Annotated in this window: 13 protein-coding genes; 7 read left to right on the top strand and 6 right to left on the bottom strand. The window is 70.6% G+C overall.

Features of this window, described 5'->3' with window-relative positions; genetic code table 11:
• Positions 1-7 precede the first annotated feature (7 nt).
• From ABD235_RS11505 to ABD235_RS11490, 4 genes are all read left to right on the top strand, one after another.
• On the top strand, positions 8-487 hold the full coding sequence (locus tag ABD235_RS11505) for a DUF427 domain-containing protein (protein ID WP_344172925.1): 480 nt from the start codon (positions 8-10) through the stop codon (positions 485-487).
• A gap of 13 nt (positions 488-500) precedes the next feature.
• A complete protein-coding gene (locus tag ABD235_RS11500) occupies positions 501-3353 on the top strand; it encodes a helix-turn-helix transcriptional regulator (RefSeq protein ID WP_344172923.1) in 2853 nt (950 codons plus the stop codon).
• Positions 3354-3430: 77 nt separating this feature from the next.
• Positions 3431-4012, top strand: a complete 582-nt coding sequence (locus tag ABD235_RS11495; protein WP_344172921.1) for a class I SAM-dependent methyltransferase — start codon at positions 3431-3433, stop codon at positions 4010-4012.
• A 20-nt stretch (positions 4013-4032) separates the two neighbouring features.
• A complete protein-coding gene (locus tag ABD235_RS11490; RefSeq protein WP_344172919.1) occupies positions 4033-5391 on the top strand; it encodes an amidase family protein in 1359 nt (452 codons plus the stop codon).
• Between the two features lie 677 nt (positions 5392-6068).
• Here ABD235_RS11490 and ABD235_RS11485 read toward each other — a convergent pair.
• From ABD235_RS11485 to ABD235_RS11470, 4 genes are all read right to left on the bottom strand, one after another.
• Positions 6069-6632, bottom strand: coding sequence for a hypothetical protein (locus ABD235_RS11485; protein ID WP_344173726.1), 564 nt, complete (start codon positions 6630-6632; stop codon positions 6069-6071).
• Positions 6633-6778: 146 nt separating this feature from the next.
• Positions 6779-6949: a hypothetical protein gene (locus tag ABD235_RS11480; RefSeq protein ID WP_344172917.1), complete on the bottom strand. Its 171-nt coding sequence runs from the start codon at positions 6947-6949 to the stop codon at positions 6779-6781.
• 77 nt (positions 6950-7026) lie between these two features.
• Positions 7027-7488, bottom strand: a complete 462-nt coding sequence (locus tag ABD235_RS11475) for a GyrI-like domain-containing protein (RefSeq protein WP_344172915.1) — start codon at positions 7486-7488, stop codon at positions 7027-7029.
• 74 nt (positions 7489-7562) lie between these two features.
• A complete protein-coding gene (locus ABD235_RS11470) occupies positions 7563-8441 on the bottom strand; it encodes a universal stress protein (protein WP_344172913.1) in 879 nt (292 codons plus the stop codon).
• 231 nt (positions 8442-8672) lie between these two features.
• Between ABD235_RS11470 and ABD235_RS11465 the strand changes: the two genes are divergently transcribed.
• The 3 genes from ABD235_RS11465 to ABD235_RS11455 all read left to right on the top strand — a co-directional run bounded on the left by ABD235_RS11465 (position 8673) and on the right by ABD235_RS11455 (position 12592).
• On the top strand, positions 8673-9236 hold the full coding sequence (locus tag ABD235_RS11465; protein ID WP_344172911.1) for a hypothetical protein: 564 nt from the start codon (positions 8673-8675) through the stop codon (positions 9234-9236).
• 87 nt (positions 9237-9323) lie between these two features.
• On the top strand, positions 9324-9872 hold the full coding sequence (locus ABD235_RS11460; protein WP_344172909.1) for a PEP/pyruvate-binding domain-containing protein: 549 nt from the start codon (positions 9324-9326) through the stop codon (positions 9870-9872).
• A gap of 17 nt (positions 9873-9889) precedes the next feature.
• On the top strand, positions 9890-12592 hold the full coding sequence (locus ABD235_RS11455; protein ID WP_344172907.1) for a bifunctional acetate--CoA ligase family protein/GNAT family N-acetyltransferase: 2703 nt from the start codon (positions 9890-9892) through the stop codon (positions 12590-12592).
• A 76-nt stretch (positions 12593-12668) separates the two neighbouring features.
• Here ABD235_RS11455 and ppk2 read toward each other — a convergent pair whose 3' ends face one another.
• The gene (ppk2, locus tag ABD235_RS11450) at positions 12669-13505 is read right to left on the bottom strand and encodes a polyphosphate kinase 2 (protein ID WP_344172905.1); all 837 of its coding nucleotides are present in this window, start codon (positions 13503-13505) and stop codon (positions 12669-12671) included.
• Positions 13506-13609: 104 nt separating this feature from the next.
• Entirely contained in the window at positions 13610-14158 is a 549-nt protein-coding gene (locus ABD235_RS11445) for a flavodoxin domain-containing protein (protein WP_344172903.1), read from the bottom strand.
• Between the last annotated feature and the right edge of the window lie 230 nt (positions 14159-14388).

The raw sequence follows: 14388 nt of genomic DNA, 5'->3' as shown, positions 1-14388 counted from the left end.
GATACCGATGACGGTACGTGCGGTGTGGAACGGTGTGGTGCTGGCTGAGAGCGACGACACTGTAGTTGTCGACGGCAACCATTACTTCCCGGAGTCAGCTCTTCGCCAGGAGTACTTCACGCCCAGCCCGACCAAGTCGTTGTGCCCGTGGAAGGGCATCGCGTCGTACTACAGCGTCACCGTGTACGGCGCGACCAACGCCGACGCCGCGTGGACCTACCGGCATCCACTACCGTCGGCACGGAAGCTCAAGAACGGATCGCGTTCACCGACGACGTCGAAGTCGTTGCACACTGATCAGCCAGCGGCTTCGGCGTTCGAGCGGCTGCTACTTCCATCCCCGGTGCCCCTACTCGACCGCTGCCGAGTCGAGGCCCCGGTCTGGCGAGAGATCGCGCCCGACCACCAAGTGGCGTGCCAACGCGCCGACGAACTGACCCTCACCAGCGGCGATCTGGTGGACCACCGGTGTGCTGCAATGAGCTGATCGGAGGTAGCGCGTGCGCGACATCGGGCGTGTCGGTCGGCTGAGTCCGCGGTTCTGCGGGCGGGACGCCGAGCTCGCGGCACTGCGAGCTGCGTACGACGCGGCACGGGCGGGAGACTCGCGGCTCGTCCTGGTCGGGGCCGAGGCGGGCGGTGGGAAGTCGCGGTTCGCCGAAGAGTTCGTTGCTCAGCTGGACGAGACGGCGCTTGCCCTGGCCGGCGCCTGCGTTGAGTTGAGCGAGGGCGTTCTCCCGTACGCGCCCTTCACCGGCGCGCTTCGAGATCTGCTGCGGCGACGAGGGCCGGACGAGATCGCCGAGTTGGTCGACGGCGCTCCGGAGCTGGCCTGGTTGCTGCCCGAGTTCGGTACGCCGCCGAGTGGTGGGACCCCGGAGATGGCCCGGGCCCGGCTGTTCGAGGTCTTCCTGCGGCTGTTCGAGCGGCTGGCCGCGGCGCAGCCGGTCGTGGTGGTGATCGAGGACGCGCACTGGGCCGACGACTCGACCCGGGACCTGCTCAGCTTCCTGGCGGCCAACCTGCGGTGGAACGCGGTCGTCCTGATCGTGACGTTCCGGTCCGAGGAACTGCATCGTGGGCACCCTCTGCGACTGCTGCTGGCCCGGATGGCGCGGTCCGCGGCTGTGGTCAGCATCGAGCTGCCGCGGCTGACGCAGAGCCAGGTCGCGGACCAGCTGGAGAGCATCCTCGGCCGGGCGGCCTCGCCCGCCGTTGTGAAGGCGATCTACGAGCGTGGTGACGGGGTCCCGCTGTTCACCGAGACGATGACGAACCCGGACGGATCCGTCCGGGCAGATCTTCCGGCGTCCCTGCGTGACCTGTTGCTCGAGGTCGTGCACGGCCTGCCTGCCGAGACTCGGGAGGTCGTCAGGGCCGCGGCCGTGGGCGGTGTTCGAGTGGGACACCGGCTCCTGGTTGGGGTGACCGGCCTCGACGATGCGGCGTTGACCGATGCGCTGCGGCCCGCCGCCGCGGCCAATGTCGTGGTCACCGAGCCTGATGGTTACGCGTTCCGGCATGCGCTGATCCGTGAGGCCGTCAGTGCGGACTTGATGGCCGGTGAGCTCAGCCGCTGGCATCGTGCGTACGCCGAAGCCCTCGAAGCAGACGTTACGCCGGGGACCGCCGCCCGGCTGGCCGTTCACTGGAACGGTGCCCACGACGACGAGCGAGCGCTCCGGGCGGCTTGGCAGGCGGCCGGCGAATCCCGCCACGGCTTGGGGTACGCCGAGCAGCTGAGCATGCTCGAGCAGGTGCTGCGTCTGTGGGACAGCGTCCCGGATGCGGCCGCCGTGACGGGGGTCGATCATGTCGGAGCGCTCGAACTCGCGGCCGATGCCGCGTTGTGGGCCGGGCGCCCAGAGCGCGGGCTGACCCTCGTCGAGCTCGCGATCGGCAAGCTCTCCGACGCCGGCGGCGAACGCCTGGCCGCGCTGGTGCTGCGCCGGGCCGAGCTTCGGCAGGAGCGGCTGCTTCCCGGCCAGGTCGACGATCTCCGCGAGGCCGTCCGGCTGGCCGACCGCCCCGGACCCGTTCGTGCTCAGGCCCTCGGGCAGCTGGCTCGCGTCCTCATGCGGCACGACCTTCGCGAAGAGGCACTCCCGCTCGGAAACGAGCTGTGCGAACTCGCGGAGACCTCCGAGGACGACGCGATCCGCGCCGAGGCCCTGATCACGCAGGCCCACCTCGGCACCCGCGAAGGCGCGGACACGCTCGGTTTCCTGACCGAAGCGCTGCAGCTCGCCGTCCGCGCGGGCTCGGTCCGACTGGAGCTCTTGGCGTACGTCGGCCTGACCCACGCCAACGAGAGCCGGGGCAACCATGCCGCCGCGATCGAGGCCGGACGCGCCGGGCTGCTCCGGACCTCGCAGTTGGGATCAGCGCGGTACGTCGCCGAGCTGATCGCCCAGAACCTGGCCGAGTCGCTGGTGTCCGCGGGCCAGTGGGAGGAGGCGCTCGAGATCGTCCAGCGCGCGCTCGATCTCGAGCCGGCGCCGTACGGCCGGATGAACCTGCTGCTCTGTCGCGGCCGGATCGCGGTGGCGCGCGGTGAGTCCGCGGTGATCGAGTCCACGCTGGCGGAGCTGGCCGGCCTGGCGGACCCCCGAACCGAGGCCCAGCACGCGCTGCCGCGCGCCCAGCTGGAGCTGGAGCAGAAGTACGCCGACGGCGACCGGGCCGGTGCACTGGCTGTGGCGTCGACAGTCGCGGAGATCGGACGCGGTGGCGATCCTCGCTACCTGTGGCCGCTCCTGGCCGCGGCGAGCCGAGCCTGCGCGGAGTCGGGATCGACGGCTGACCTGGAGTCGCTTGCCGTTGGTACGCCGACACCGTGGCCAGTCGAGAGGGCGCACGCGCAGGTGGTCCGCGCGGAGCTGGCCAGACCGCAGGATCCTGCGCTCTGGGACGCCGCGGCGGCCGCCTGGAACGATCTGGCCAGGCCCTATCCGCGGGCCTACGCCTTGATGCGCTCCGCGACGGCCTCGGCGGGTGAAGGCGATCGGGCAGCGGCCGCTTCGAGCCTGCGGCAGGCCGCCGCGCTCGCGGGCACGATCGGTGCGCACGTCCTGCACCGGCAGGTCACGACCCTCGCGCAGCGGATGCGGGTCGATCTGGCCGACGCTCCGGCGACCGTCGTCGACGAGCCGTTCCGGCTGACCGAGCGCGAGCTCGGCGTACTGAACCTGGTCGCGTCGGGCCGGAGCAACCGCGAGATCGCGAACGAGCTCTTCATCTCGCCCAAGACCGCGAGCGTGCACGTGTCGAACATCCTCGGCAAGCTCGGCGTCGGCTCACGCGGTGAGGCCGCGGCCGTCGCCCATCGGCTGAGGCTGTTCGACCTGGACTAGGGCATCTGGCCGATGTGCGACGCGGTGCCTTAGCCGAAGAGTTGGGGTCAGGACGAACCGACTCCTCGGAGGACCTCATGACCAACTCGACGATCGCGTCGTACGAGCGGGAAGCGCTCCAGTACGCCGCACAGATGGACGACTTCCCACCCACCTTCACCGAACAGGCCCTGCTGCGGCTGATCGACGCGCTGCCGCCCGGCGGCCTGGTGCTGGAGATCGGCTCCGGGACCGGCCGCGACGCGGACTTCGTCGAGGCCTGCGGCGCGACGGTCCGTCGTACCGATGCCACCCGCGCGTTCCGCGAGCTGCAGGCGTCGCGCGGCCGGCAGGTCGAGCCGCTGAACGTGATCAGCGACGAGGTGCCCGGGCAGTACGACGGGGTGCTGGCTCTCTGCGTTCTGATCCACGTCGACCGGAGGTCCACGCCGGTCGTTCTCCGCAAGATCGCGCGAGCTTTACGCCCGGCGGGCGCGTTCCTGGTGTCGGTTCGCGAAGGCGCCGGTGAGACCAGCGGCGACTACCTCATGTCGTACTGGGACCAGGCCGAGTACGCCGGCCTGCTCGGCGACGCCGGCCTGCGGGTCGACTGGAGCCAGCGGTACGACGACGGCGACGGAGACACCTGGCTCACCTTCCTGGCCCGCAAGGCCCGATGAGCACCGAGATGGAGATTCCGATGCAGGCACTCTCACTGACCGAACTGGCCCGTCTCCTCGCCGACGGCGAACTGTCCGCGGTCGACGTCCTGGACTCCTACCTGGAGCAGATCGCCACCCGGAACGAAGCCGTGAACGCGGTCGTCTCGCTGGACGTGGAAGGCGCCCGGGAGCGTGCGATCGAAGACGACCGGGCCTTGGCGGCCGGGCAACCGATCGGTCCGTTGCACGGCGTACCGATGACTCTCAAGGACGCGCACGACGTCGCCGGACTCCGAACCACTGTGGGAGCACCGGAGCTGGATCGGGTCGCGACTGCCGACGGCGCGATCGCGGCGCGGCTGCGGGCGGCCGGCGCGAACCTGATCGGGCACACGAACGTTCCGGCCTGGCTCGCGGACTACCAGAGCGCCAACGCGATCTTCGGCCGGACCAGCAACCCGTGGGACGTTTCGCGAACGTGCGGCGGATCGAGTGGCGGTGCGGCCGCCGCTGTCGCGGCCGAGCTGACCCCCGCGGAGATCGGCTCGGACCTCGCGGGGTCGTTGCGGCAGCCCGCGGCGTTCTGCGGCGTGTACTCACTCAAGCCGACCGAGCACCTGGTTCCGCTGACCGGCTTCCTGAGGACTCCAGGACCACGGCCGGTTCGGGTGATGGCGTCGCTCGGCCCGATCGCGCGGAGCCTCAACGACCTCGAACTGCTGCTGTCGATCATCGCCGGGCCGGACGGGTACGACGCCGACGTGTCGCCGGTGCCGTTCGAGCATCGCGCCGACGTCGCCGTACGGGGGATGCGGCTGGCGGTCGCGCCGACGATTCCCGGTGCGCCGATCGCCGGCGTACTGAGTGATCGGGTACGCGCGTTGGGCAAGGGGGTGGTCAACGCCGGCGGGGCGGTCGTCGAGGCGTTGCCCGACGTGGACTGGGACACGCAGCTGGAGCTGTTCGGCGACCTGCTGACCATGCTGACCAGCGACCCGCGTGAGCAGGGGCTGCTCGGCTACCTGGATCTCCTGCATCGGCGGGACGCGGTGGTCGCGACCTGGGACGCCTTCTTCCACGAGTACGACGCGCTGGTGATGCCGGCCGCGGCGACGGTGGCCTTCCCGCACTGCGACGCCGAGACGTTCGATGTCGACGGCAACCAAGTTCCGTACCACGAGCAGGGTTTCCTGTACGCGTTCTCGAGCCTGGTGGGGTTGCCTGCGCTGACCGTGCCCGCCGGCGTGGACGGCGACGGCGTACCGGTCGGCCTGCAGTTGGTCGGTCCGCGCTGGTCGGACGCGAAACTGCTCGCCGTCGCTCGTGGGCTGGAGGCGGCCGGGATCGCACCTGGCTACCGCCGGCCACCGGTTCTCGACCAAGGCGGTGGGGTCTAAGGCAGATGCCCGATGCCTCGAAGGCCGCCTTGGCAACACGCGGAGAGGACATCGAGAACCGAGAGAGGTGAGGGCGATGGCCACGAGTGAGCAGGTGCAGGAGCCGACCGGGGGAGCGCGCAGTGCCTGGTCGAGCCGGGACTTCCGGTGGTTGTGGACGGGGCGATGACGTTCAACCTGTTCCAGGAGGTTTTCACCGTCGGCTTCCTGCTGTACGCCGTACGCGATCTGGTCTTCTCACCGGCAGCCGTCGGCGCGGTGCTGGTCGCGGGCGGGCTGGGCTCTTTCGCCGGCGCCTGGTTCGGCAGCCGGCTCAGTGCCCGCTGGGGCTACGGGTGGGTTCTCGTCGGAGCGCTTGCCCTCGGCAACACCGCACCACTCGCCTCGGCGCGCGTGGCCCCGGGAACACCGGGAGCGGTCGGCCTGCTGATCGCCGTGTTCCTGGTGATGGGAATCGGCATCGGCGCCTCCAACGCTCACGCCGTCACCATCCGCCAGGTCGCGACCCCGACCGCCCTGCTCGGCCGCGCGAACGCCGCCTACCGGCTCATCACCTGGGCACGATGCCCCTCGGCGCGGCCAGCCTGGCGACCGCGACGCTGTGGATCGTCTGCTCGCCGATCCGCACTCTCCGCACCGCTGCCCAGGCAGCTCCGCGCAGCTGAGGACCGCCGTACTCAGATGCTCTGCGGCAGTCGTGAAATCCACTGTGCCAGCGCGGATTCGATCTCGGCAGGGGAGTCCTCGGGCAAGAAATGGGAGCCGTTGACCGTGACCTCCACCTGAGCCGGCCAGGTGCGGCAGAGTTCACGCAGTGGGCCGGTGAGCAGTGCGCCGGGAGCGCCGTTGACGAAGAGCTTGGGGACGTCGCAGGTCCTCATCCACTGGGCGTTCGCGGTGACGACGTCGTGGACGTCGGCGGGTTCGCCGTCGATGGGGATCTCTCGGGCCCAGGTGAGCATCGGGCGGCGTGATTCGCCGGGGTCGAGGTAGGGACGCCGGTACGCCGCGAGGTCTGCGTCGTCCAGCTGCCGCAGTGTGCCGGCCTGGAGGACTTGTTCGATGAAGACATTGTCGGTCAGGACCATCTGCTCACCGGCCGGGCTGCGGAGTGGTCTGAACAGGTCCGGGTTGGGCGCGTTCGGGCTGTCCCAGGTGACCGGCGCGACGAGGGTCTCCAGGTAGGCGATTCCGGCGACGGGTCCGGGCGACCCATGCCTGGCAGGTCGGGCGCGATGCAACGGCCAAGGCGGGGGCTCATCACCTTTCGCCACAGGTACGACGAGGTCGGGTTGCCGTGGACGAACACCACTGGGCGGCCCGTGCCGACCGTTCGGCAGGCGAGCCGGAGATCCAGGACGGGGAACACCTCTTCGGCAGTCACACCTCAGTGTCCCGGATCGATCCCGTTCTCCGCCGCCACGCGCAGCAAGCTGTCGAGCTCGCCCGTCCGGACGTCGATCCCGTAGAAGTCGCCTTCGGCTCGCGCTGTGTCCAGCGCCCGCTCGGCTTCCGCGACGCGGCGCCGCAGATCCACGGCGAACTCACTCTCGTTCATGGCGCACTCCTCACCAACGGTGGTTTGACCAACTGATCATCCGGTCAATCGAAGAACTTCGAAACAGTCTGCGGCAGTCAGGCGCCGGCGAAGGTGATCGGCTGGAGGATCTCCGTTCGCCGGCGCAGCGGGTCGCCGGTCGGGAGGTCGTGGTAGACCTCCCACGGATCGCCCGTCGAAGCGGCGCTCTCGTTCCGCAGCCATTCGTCGACGGCCCGGTACGCCGTACCGACCGTCTCGTGAGCGCCGACGTGCCACACCGCCAGCACCTGTCCCCGGGGCAGGCTCGACGGCTCGATCGTGCCGTTGCCGTCGATCGGGACCGCGACCGGGAAGCCGGCCTCCACCTCGAACCGTCCGTCGGCCACCCGGTGGCAGCGGGCGAAGGGGTAGCCGTACGGCGCGATCCCATGGCGGTGCAGGTAGTCGGCGACCTCCCCGAACGCACGCGGGAACCAGCCGGCCGGCTGTCCCTGGTCGAGGGTCGCCCGCCGTACGGCGGTGGCCTGTTCGGTGGTGGCCCTGGTCTCGGTACGCATCTCGTCCTCCTGGAAGGGGGTGGTTCCACCTTCACCACGACCGGCGCCCGCGAGCAGGGCCGAAAGTCCCGATTTCAGGAGGCCGCCGCGCCGAGCCTGCTGCGGTTCAGGCGGTCGATCTCGGTCCGCGTGACGTGGTGGGGGACGATCGCGACCGGACAGGTCATCTCCGCGATCGAACGGCGGGCCACCGGGTCGTTCGCGGGGACCGGTCCGGCGTGCGCGCCGAGCACGACGAGGCCGTGGTTCTCGCTTTCGCGGACGAGGACGTCGACGACCGGACGTGCGGTGACCAGCCGGCTGACCTTCACGTTCGGGTACTCCTCGTCCCAGCCGGCCAGGGTCTCCGCCACGGTCAGCTCCGCCGAGGCCGCGTCGCCGCGGGTCCGGTACGGCGTGTGGTGGGAGTGGATCACCAGCAGCTCGGCGTTGCGGTTGGCCGCGGTCTCGAAGGCGAAGGCGACCGCCTCCAGGGAGAGCTCGGTGCCGTCGATGCCGACGGCGACGCTGTTGACGGCGGCCGAGAGCGGCCGGCGACGCGGAACGACGACGAGCGGACGTCCGGTCCGCGAGGCCAACTGCAACCAGCGCTGGGCCGCGACGAGACCGTGAGGTCCACGCGGGTGCGGTGCGCCGACCACCAGCAGGCGGGCGAGCGCTGCGACGTCGGCGAGCACCTCGAGTCGCGGACCGTTCACCGCCAGGGTCGTGATCTCGACCTGGCCGGCGTCTCGCTCCCGCAACTGTGCGGAGGCCGCTTCAAGTGACCGTTCGGCCGCCGCGGACGGCTGCAAGGCACCGGTCCCCGCCGTGGGCAAGAAATTCTGGTACGGGGCGACGATCACCAGATCCGCGCGAGCCCGCGCGGCCTCCTGCCACGCGAAGTCGAGGACGGCCGGACTCGCGCCGTCGATCTCGACGGCGATGGGACCGCGGGTGATCCAGTTGTTCATGGGCGCGCCTCCTCTGCGGCTGCTATCCACCGTGCGAGGCGCGTTCGCCGGGCAGCAGGGCCGTGAGTCCCGTCGTGACGGGACCGATGACACCGCGCCGTACCAGGTCGCGGCCAAGGTCCTGCGTCCTCGGGACCTTGGCGGGCCGGATCGAGGACTCACGGCCCTGATGCGAGCACGGCGCTGTTGCCGAAGCTTGAGGCATCAACCAGACCGAACGAAGGACAGACCATGACGACCCTCGGCCACCGGCACCAGAACACCACTGGTAACTCTGCCGCCACGACCGGTACCCAGCCGGCCCGCATCAGCACTGCCGCCGGACGCGCCCTGGCCGTCCTGCGGATCGCGTTCGGCTTCACGTTCCTGTGGGCGTTCGTGGACAAGGTCTTCGGCTTCGGCTACGCCACCCCGGCCGGCAAGGGCTGGATCGACGGCGGAGACCCGACCGCGGGCTTCCTCGGCAAGGGCACCAGCGGCCCGTTCGCCGACTTCTACCGGTCCCTGGTCGGCGACTTCTGGGTCACCCCGCTGTTCATGATCGCGCTGCTCGGCATCGGCCTGGCGCTCATGCTCGGCATCGGGATGCGGATCGCCGCCGTGTCCGGCACCGTCCTCTACCTGATGATGTGGTCCGCCGCGCTGCCGCCCGAGACCAACCCGTTCCTCGACGACCACATCCTCGGCGCCATCACCCTGATCGTCCTCGCCCTGGTTGCCGCCGGCAACACCTGGGGCTTCGGCAAGGTCTGGTCCGCCACCACCCTGGTCCAGCGCTACTCCTGGCTCCGCTGACCACCCCGAACCAGCCGGTGCCTCGTCTCCTCGGATGAGGCATCGGCTGCTGTCTCTGATTCCCTGACGCGCGGAAAGGACACTGTCATGAACGAGCACATCACCCGGTGGAGCACCAACGCCGGTACGGCGTTCGCGACCACGCCGGAGACGTACCGGCAGTTCGTCCGGTCCGCGCGGCTTCGGCCCGTCATCGCGGCGGAGGTTCGCCGGTACCGGCGCGGCCGGGACCTGGTCGCCGTCGCGGCGGCGATCCGTACGGCGATCGCGTGGTCGAGGTTTCCCGCGGAACTGGCCGAGGAGATCCTGGCGGCGTACGAGGAGCTCGGCGGCGACGGGACCCTGGTTGCCGTCCGCAACGAGAACACGACCGGTCTACCCGGCCCGGCCTGGCGGCCGGAGTCGTTCCTGAACGTCGGCAACGGGCGGGACCTGCTCGCGGCCGTGAAGCGGTGCTACGCGGCGGCGTTCAGTGCCCCGTCGATCGCCTACCGCGAGCAGCGCGGGTTCGATCAGTTGCTCGCGGCACCGACCGTCGGGGTCCGGCCGATGGCGGCCCTGCTGGTACCGGCGCACCGGATCGACGTCGTCCGGAAGATCCGCAAGCCGGTGCCGGCCGGCGCGTTGACCACGTGAAACCGAGAGGACCTGCTGTGACGACCCTGGAAGAGCCCGTGTCCGTAGCCACCGTGAGCGGCTGGGACGTCCTGGCCGCGGACGGTTCCGTGGTCAGGATCCGTCCGCTGCGGGCCGATGACGAGGACGCGCTGAAGGCGCTGAACCATCGCGTCTCGGACCGCACCATCTATCTGCGGTTCTTCGGGGTCAGCCGCCTGAACGCGGACGAGCACGCCCATCACCTCGCCGACGCCGGTCGCGATCACGCGGGCCTCGTCGCCGAGTACGGGGGCCAGTTGGTCGGCGTCGCGAGCTACGAGCTGCTGCGCCGCGGTGAGGCCGAAATGGCCTTCCTGCTCGACGACGCCGTCCAAGGTCGTGGGATCGGGACGCTGATGCTCGAGCAGCTCGCGGCGCTGGCCCGTGAGCACGGCATCAAGCGACTTCTGGCTGACACGCTGGCCGAGAACGGCGCGATGCTGAAGGTGTTCGCCAACTCCGGCTTCGAGCAGGTGCGCACGCTGGACAGCGGGCTGGTCGAGCTGTCGCTCGACACGTCGTACTCGGCGCGGACCCTCGACCGGATGGCCGAGCGCGAAGGCAAGGCCGAGGACCAGTCGTTGCGTCCGGTGCTGTCACCCCGCGCGGTGGCCGTGATCGGCGCCGGCCGTCGGCCGGGCGGGATCGGCCACGAAGTCCTGCGGAACCTGGCCGAGGGCGACTACGCGGGGCGCCTGTACGCCGTCAACCCGTACGCCGACCGGATCGCCGACGTCGAGTCCTTCGCGTCGATCGGGGCGGTCCCCGGTCCGGTCGACCTCGTCGTGATCGCGGTTCCCGCCGAACACGTCCGCGCCGTGCTGGTCGAGTGCGGTCGCGCGGGCGTGGCCGGCGCGGTGATCCTGACCTCGGGATTCTCCGAGCTCGGTGCCGAGGGCAACCGTGAACAGGCTGGGATCCTGGCGGTGGCCCGGCAGCACAGCATCCGGCTGATCGGGCCCAACTGTCTGGGCATTGTCAACACCGCTCCGGACGTGCGGCTCAACGCCACGTTCGCGAGCCTCGCTCCCGCGCCCGGGACGTTGGCGATCGCGGCCCAGTCCGGCGCGATCGGTATCGCGGTGCTGGACCAGGCCGGGCGGTCCGGCCTCGGCATCTCCGAGTTCGTCTCGCTCGGCAACAAGGTCGATGTCAGCGGCAACGACCTGCTGCTGCACTGGTGGCACGAGCCACGGACCGAGGTGATCGGTCTGTACCTGGAGTCGTTCGGCAACCCGCGCAAATTCGGCAGCATCGCCCGGACGGTCGGGCGGACGAAGCCGATCCTGGTCGTCAAGGGCGGCCGGTCCAGCGGTGGACGGCGCGCGGGTGCCTCGCACACCGCGGCCGCGGCGACCCCGGACACGGCGGTCGACGCGCTGTTCGACCAGGCCGGCGTACTGCGGATGGAGACGCTGGAGGAGCTCGTCGACACCGCCCGGGTGCTGGCCGGGCGGCCGCTGCCGCGCGGTCGACGGTTGGCTGTGATCGGAAATGCGGGTGGCGCCGGAGTCCTGGCCGCCGATGCTGCGGGACGATTCGGGCTGGAGGTTCCGGAGTTCAGCGCGCCGACGCAGCAAGAGTTGGCTGATGCCGCGGGTGCCGTCGGTGCGGGCAATCCGGTGGATCTCGGCGCGGCCGCTTCGCCGCGAACGATCGAGCGCGCCGTACGGACGGTGCTGGACAGTGGTGAGGTTGACGCCGTCCTGGTCTGCTACGCCGCGACCCGCGCCGGCAGTGTCGGCGACGCCTACCGCGCGGTGGCCGCGGCGGCGGCCGGCACGGATCTGCCGGTGCTGGTGAACAGCCTGGGCGCGCCCGAGGCCGCGCCCTTGGTGGCGCTGGAGGACGGCTCACGCCTGCCGGTGTTCCCGTTCCCGGAGAGCGCCGTGCGCGCGCTGTCCCACGTGGTCCGGTACGCCGAGTGGCGAGCGCGGCCACAGGGAGCGGTGCCGGTGCTGAACACGGTGGATCGCGACGGCGCGCAGATGGTCGTTCGCAACTACCTGCGGCACGATCCGACCGGTGGCTGGATCGACTCGCGCCACGCCGAGCAGTTGATGCGCTGCGCGGGGATCGAGGTCGTCCCGGCCCTGCAGGCGTCGGGCCGGAGCGCGGTCGTCGCGGCAGCCGGATCCGTTGGCTATCCGCTGGTGCTCAAGACCGCGGCGGAAGGGATCGTCCACAAGACCGACGTCGGGGGAGTCGTGGTCGGCCTGACCGACCGGCAGGCCGTGGAGTCGGCGTACGACGAGATGGTTGCGGCCATCGGCGACCAGCGGGTCGTCGTTCAGGCGATGGCTCCCAAGGGCACCGAGCTGGTGATCGGGATGGTCCGGGACCCGTTGTTCGGGCCCGTCGTGATGGTTGGTAGCGGCGGCGTACTGACCGATCTGCTCGCCGACCGGCGCTGGCGGGGGCTTCCGCTCACCGACCTCGACGCCACCGAGATGCTGCGGTCGCTGCGGTGTGCGCCGCTGCTGGCCGGCTATCGGGGGGCCGATCCCGCCGACGAGGCCGCGGTGGTGCAGGTTCTGCACCGGATCGCCTGGCTGGTCGACGCGATCCCGGAGATCGCCGAGCTCGACATCAACCCGTTGCTGGCGGCGCCGTCGGGTGCGTACGCCGTTGACGTGAAGCTGCGCCTCGCGCCCGTCGCAGGTCCCGAGCCCGACTGGTACTCCCGCCGGCTGCGGTGAGAACGCGTGGACCGGCTGCCGGCGGGCGGACCGTCGTACCGACTGCGCGGTTGACCAGGGCGTCCTCACCCTCTGGTCAGCCGCGCGACTCCTTGATCAGGCCTGCGGCGCGGTCGGGGACGAGGGTTTGCATCTCGCGTGGTGTCCGTTCGTAGCCCTTGGACGGCGGGCGGGGCGGCAGCGCGAGCGGTGGACGCTGCACCTCGTAGTACGGGACGGTCGAGAGCAGGTGGGCGATCATGTTGATCCGCGCCGATCGTTTGTCCTCGCTCTCGACGACGTGCCAGGGCGCTTCGGGGATGTCGGTGTGCACGAACATCTCGTCCTTGGCGCGCGAGTAGTCCTCCCAGCGGGAGATCGACTCCAGGTCCATCGGGGACAGCTTCCACTGCCGCATCGGGTCCTCGAGCCGGCTGCGGAAGCGCCGTTCCTGCTCGTTGTCGCTGACCGAGAACCAGTACTTGCGCAGCAGGACGCCGTCCTCGACCAGGAGCCGCTCGAAGATCGGGCACTGGTGCAGGAACCGGGAGTACTCCTGGCTGCTGCAGAAGCCCATCACGCGCTCGACGCCGGCCCGGTTGTACCAGCTACGGTCGAACAGGACGATTTCACCGGCGGCGGGCAGGTGCTCGACGTACCGCTGGAAGTACCACTGGGTGCGCTGCCGCTCGGTGGGCGCGGGCAGTGCGGCGATCCGGGCGACCCGCGGGTTGAGGAACTCGGTCACCCGCTTGATCGTGCTGCCCTTGCCCGCGGCGTCGCGCCCCTCGAAGACGATCACGACCCGCGCGCCCTCGACCCGGACCCATTCCTGCACCTTCACGAGCTCGGCCTGCAGCCGCAGCAGCTCGCGTTCGTAGATCTTCTTCGGCAGCCGTCCGTCACTGGCCTTCTTGCCGGCCTTGCCCGCCATCCGTGCCTCCCGTCGCCGTAGGCGACCACCGTACGAGATCAGCCGGCCGCTCGCGGCGGACGGCTGATCGGGTGGCGCGGAGCCGGCGACGACACGCCCGGTGTTTACGACTGCTTCCCGGACGGCTCGTCCAGTGGGCGGTGCCACGGGGCCGTGTCGAGGGCGTGGATGGCGGCGCTGACGTCCGAGGCCCAGGCGGCGATCAGCTTCCAGTCGCGCGAGTCGCCGGCGAGGTTGCCGGTGGCCATCCTCCGCGCCAGGAACCCCTTCGCGGTGTCCGGTGAGATGCAGCCGGCGAACGTCATGGCGGGCGTGGCGCCGATCCGGTGGGCCAGCCTGGCGACGTTCGACGGCATCGTCTGGGTCTGGTCCTTGTCGGGTCCGACCGGGCCGCTGTGGAACAGCCAGACCTGGCGGTCGCGCAGTTCGCGGGCGTGCTTGCGCAGGAACTGGACCGCCTCGGGCCGCCAGCGCCTGATGTAGATCGCGCTGCCCAGCACGATCGCGTCGTACTCGGTGATCGACCCCACCTTGCCGACCTCGCGGACGTCGGCCTCGAGGCCGTGGCGGCGCAGCTCGGTCCCGATCGCCGAAGCGATGCCGGCCGTCGACCCGGACTTGGTGGCGTAGGCCACCAGCACCTTCCTGGACATCAGATCCTCCTTCGTCGGGTGACCGCCCGGACGGACGGATCGCTCGCACTTCGAGCATCGTGCGGACGGTCGGCGAGCGGCAGGGCGAAAGGTCCCGGTCCGAGGGGACCTTGAGTCCTGTGCCGTCCACGGGACCAGGGACAGCGCCAGGGATTGTCCCGGGGCGGTGGACTGCTCGCGGCTGCGAGAGTGGGTGGATCGGCCGGCGCACCGTTCGCAGCGCGCGAGCG

It is taken from the genome of Kribbella lupini (assembly GCF_039529595.1).
In the GTDB taxonomy this organism is placed as follows: Bacteria; Actinomycetota; Actinomycetes; order Propionibacteriales; family Kribbellaceae; genus Kribbella; species Kribbella lupini.
Note: the sequence above shows the minus strand (reverse complement) of the source record. Positions and strands in the feature narration are given on the sequence as shown.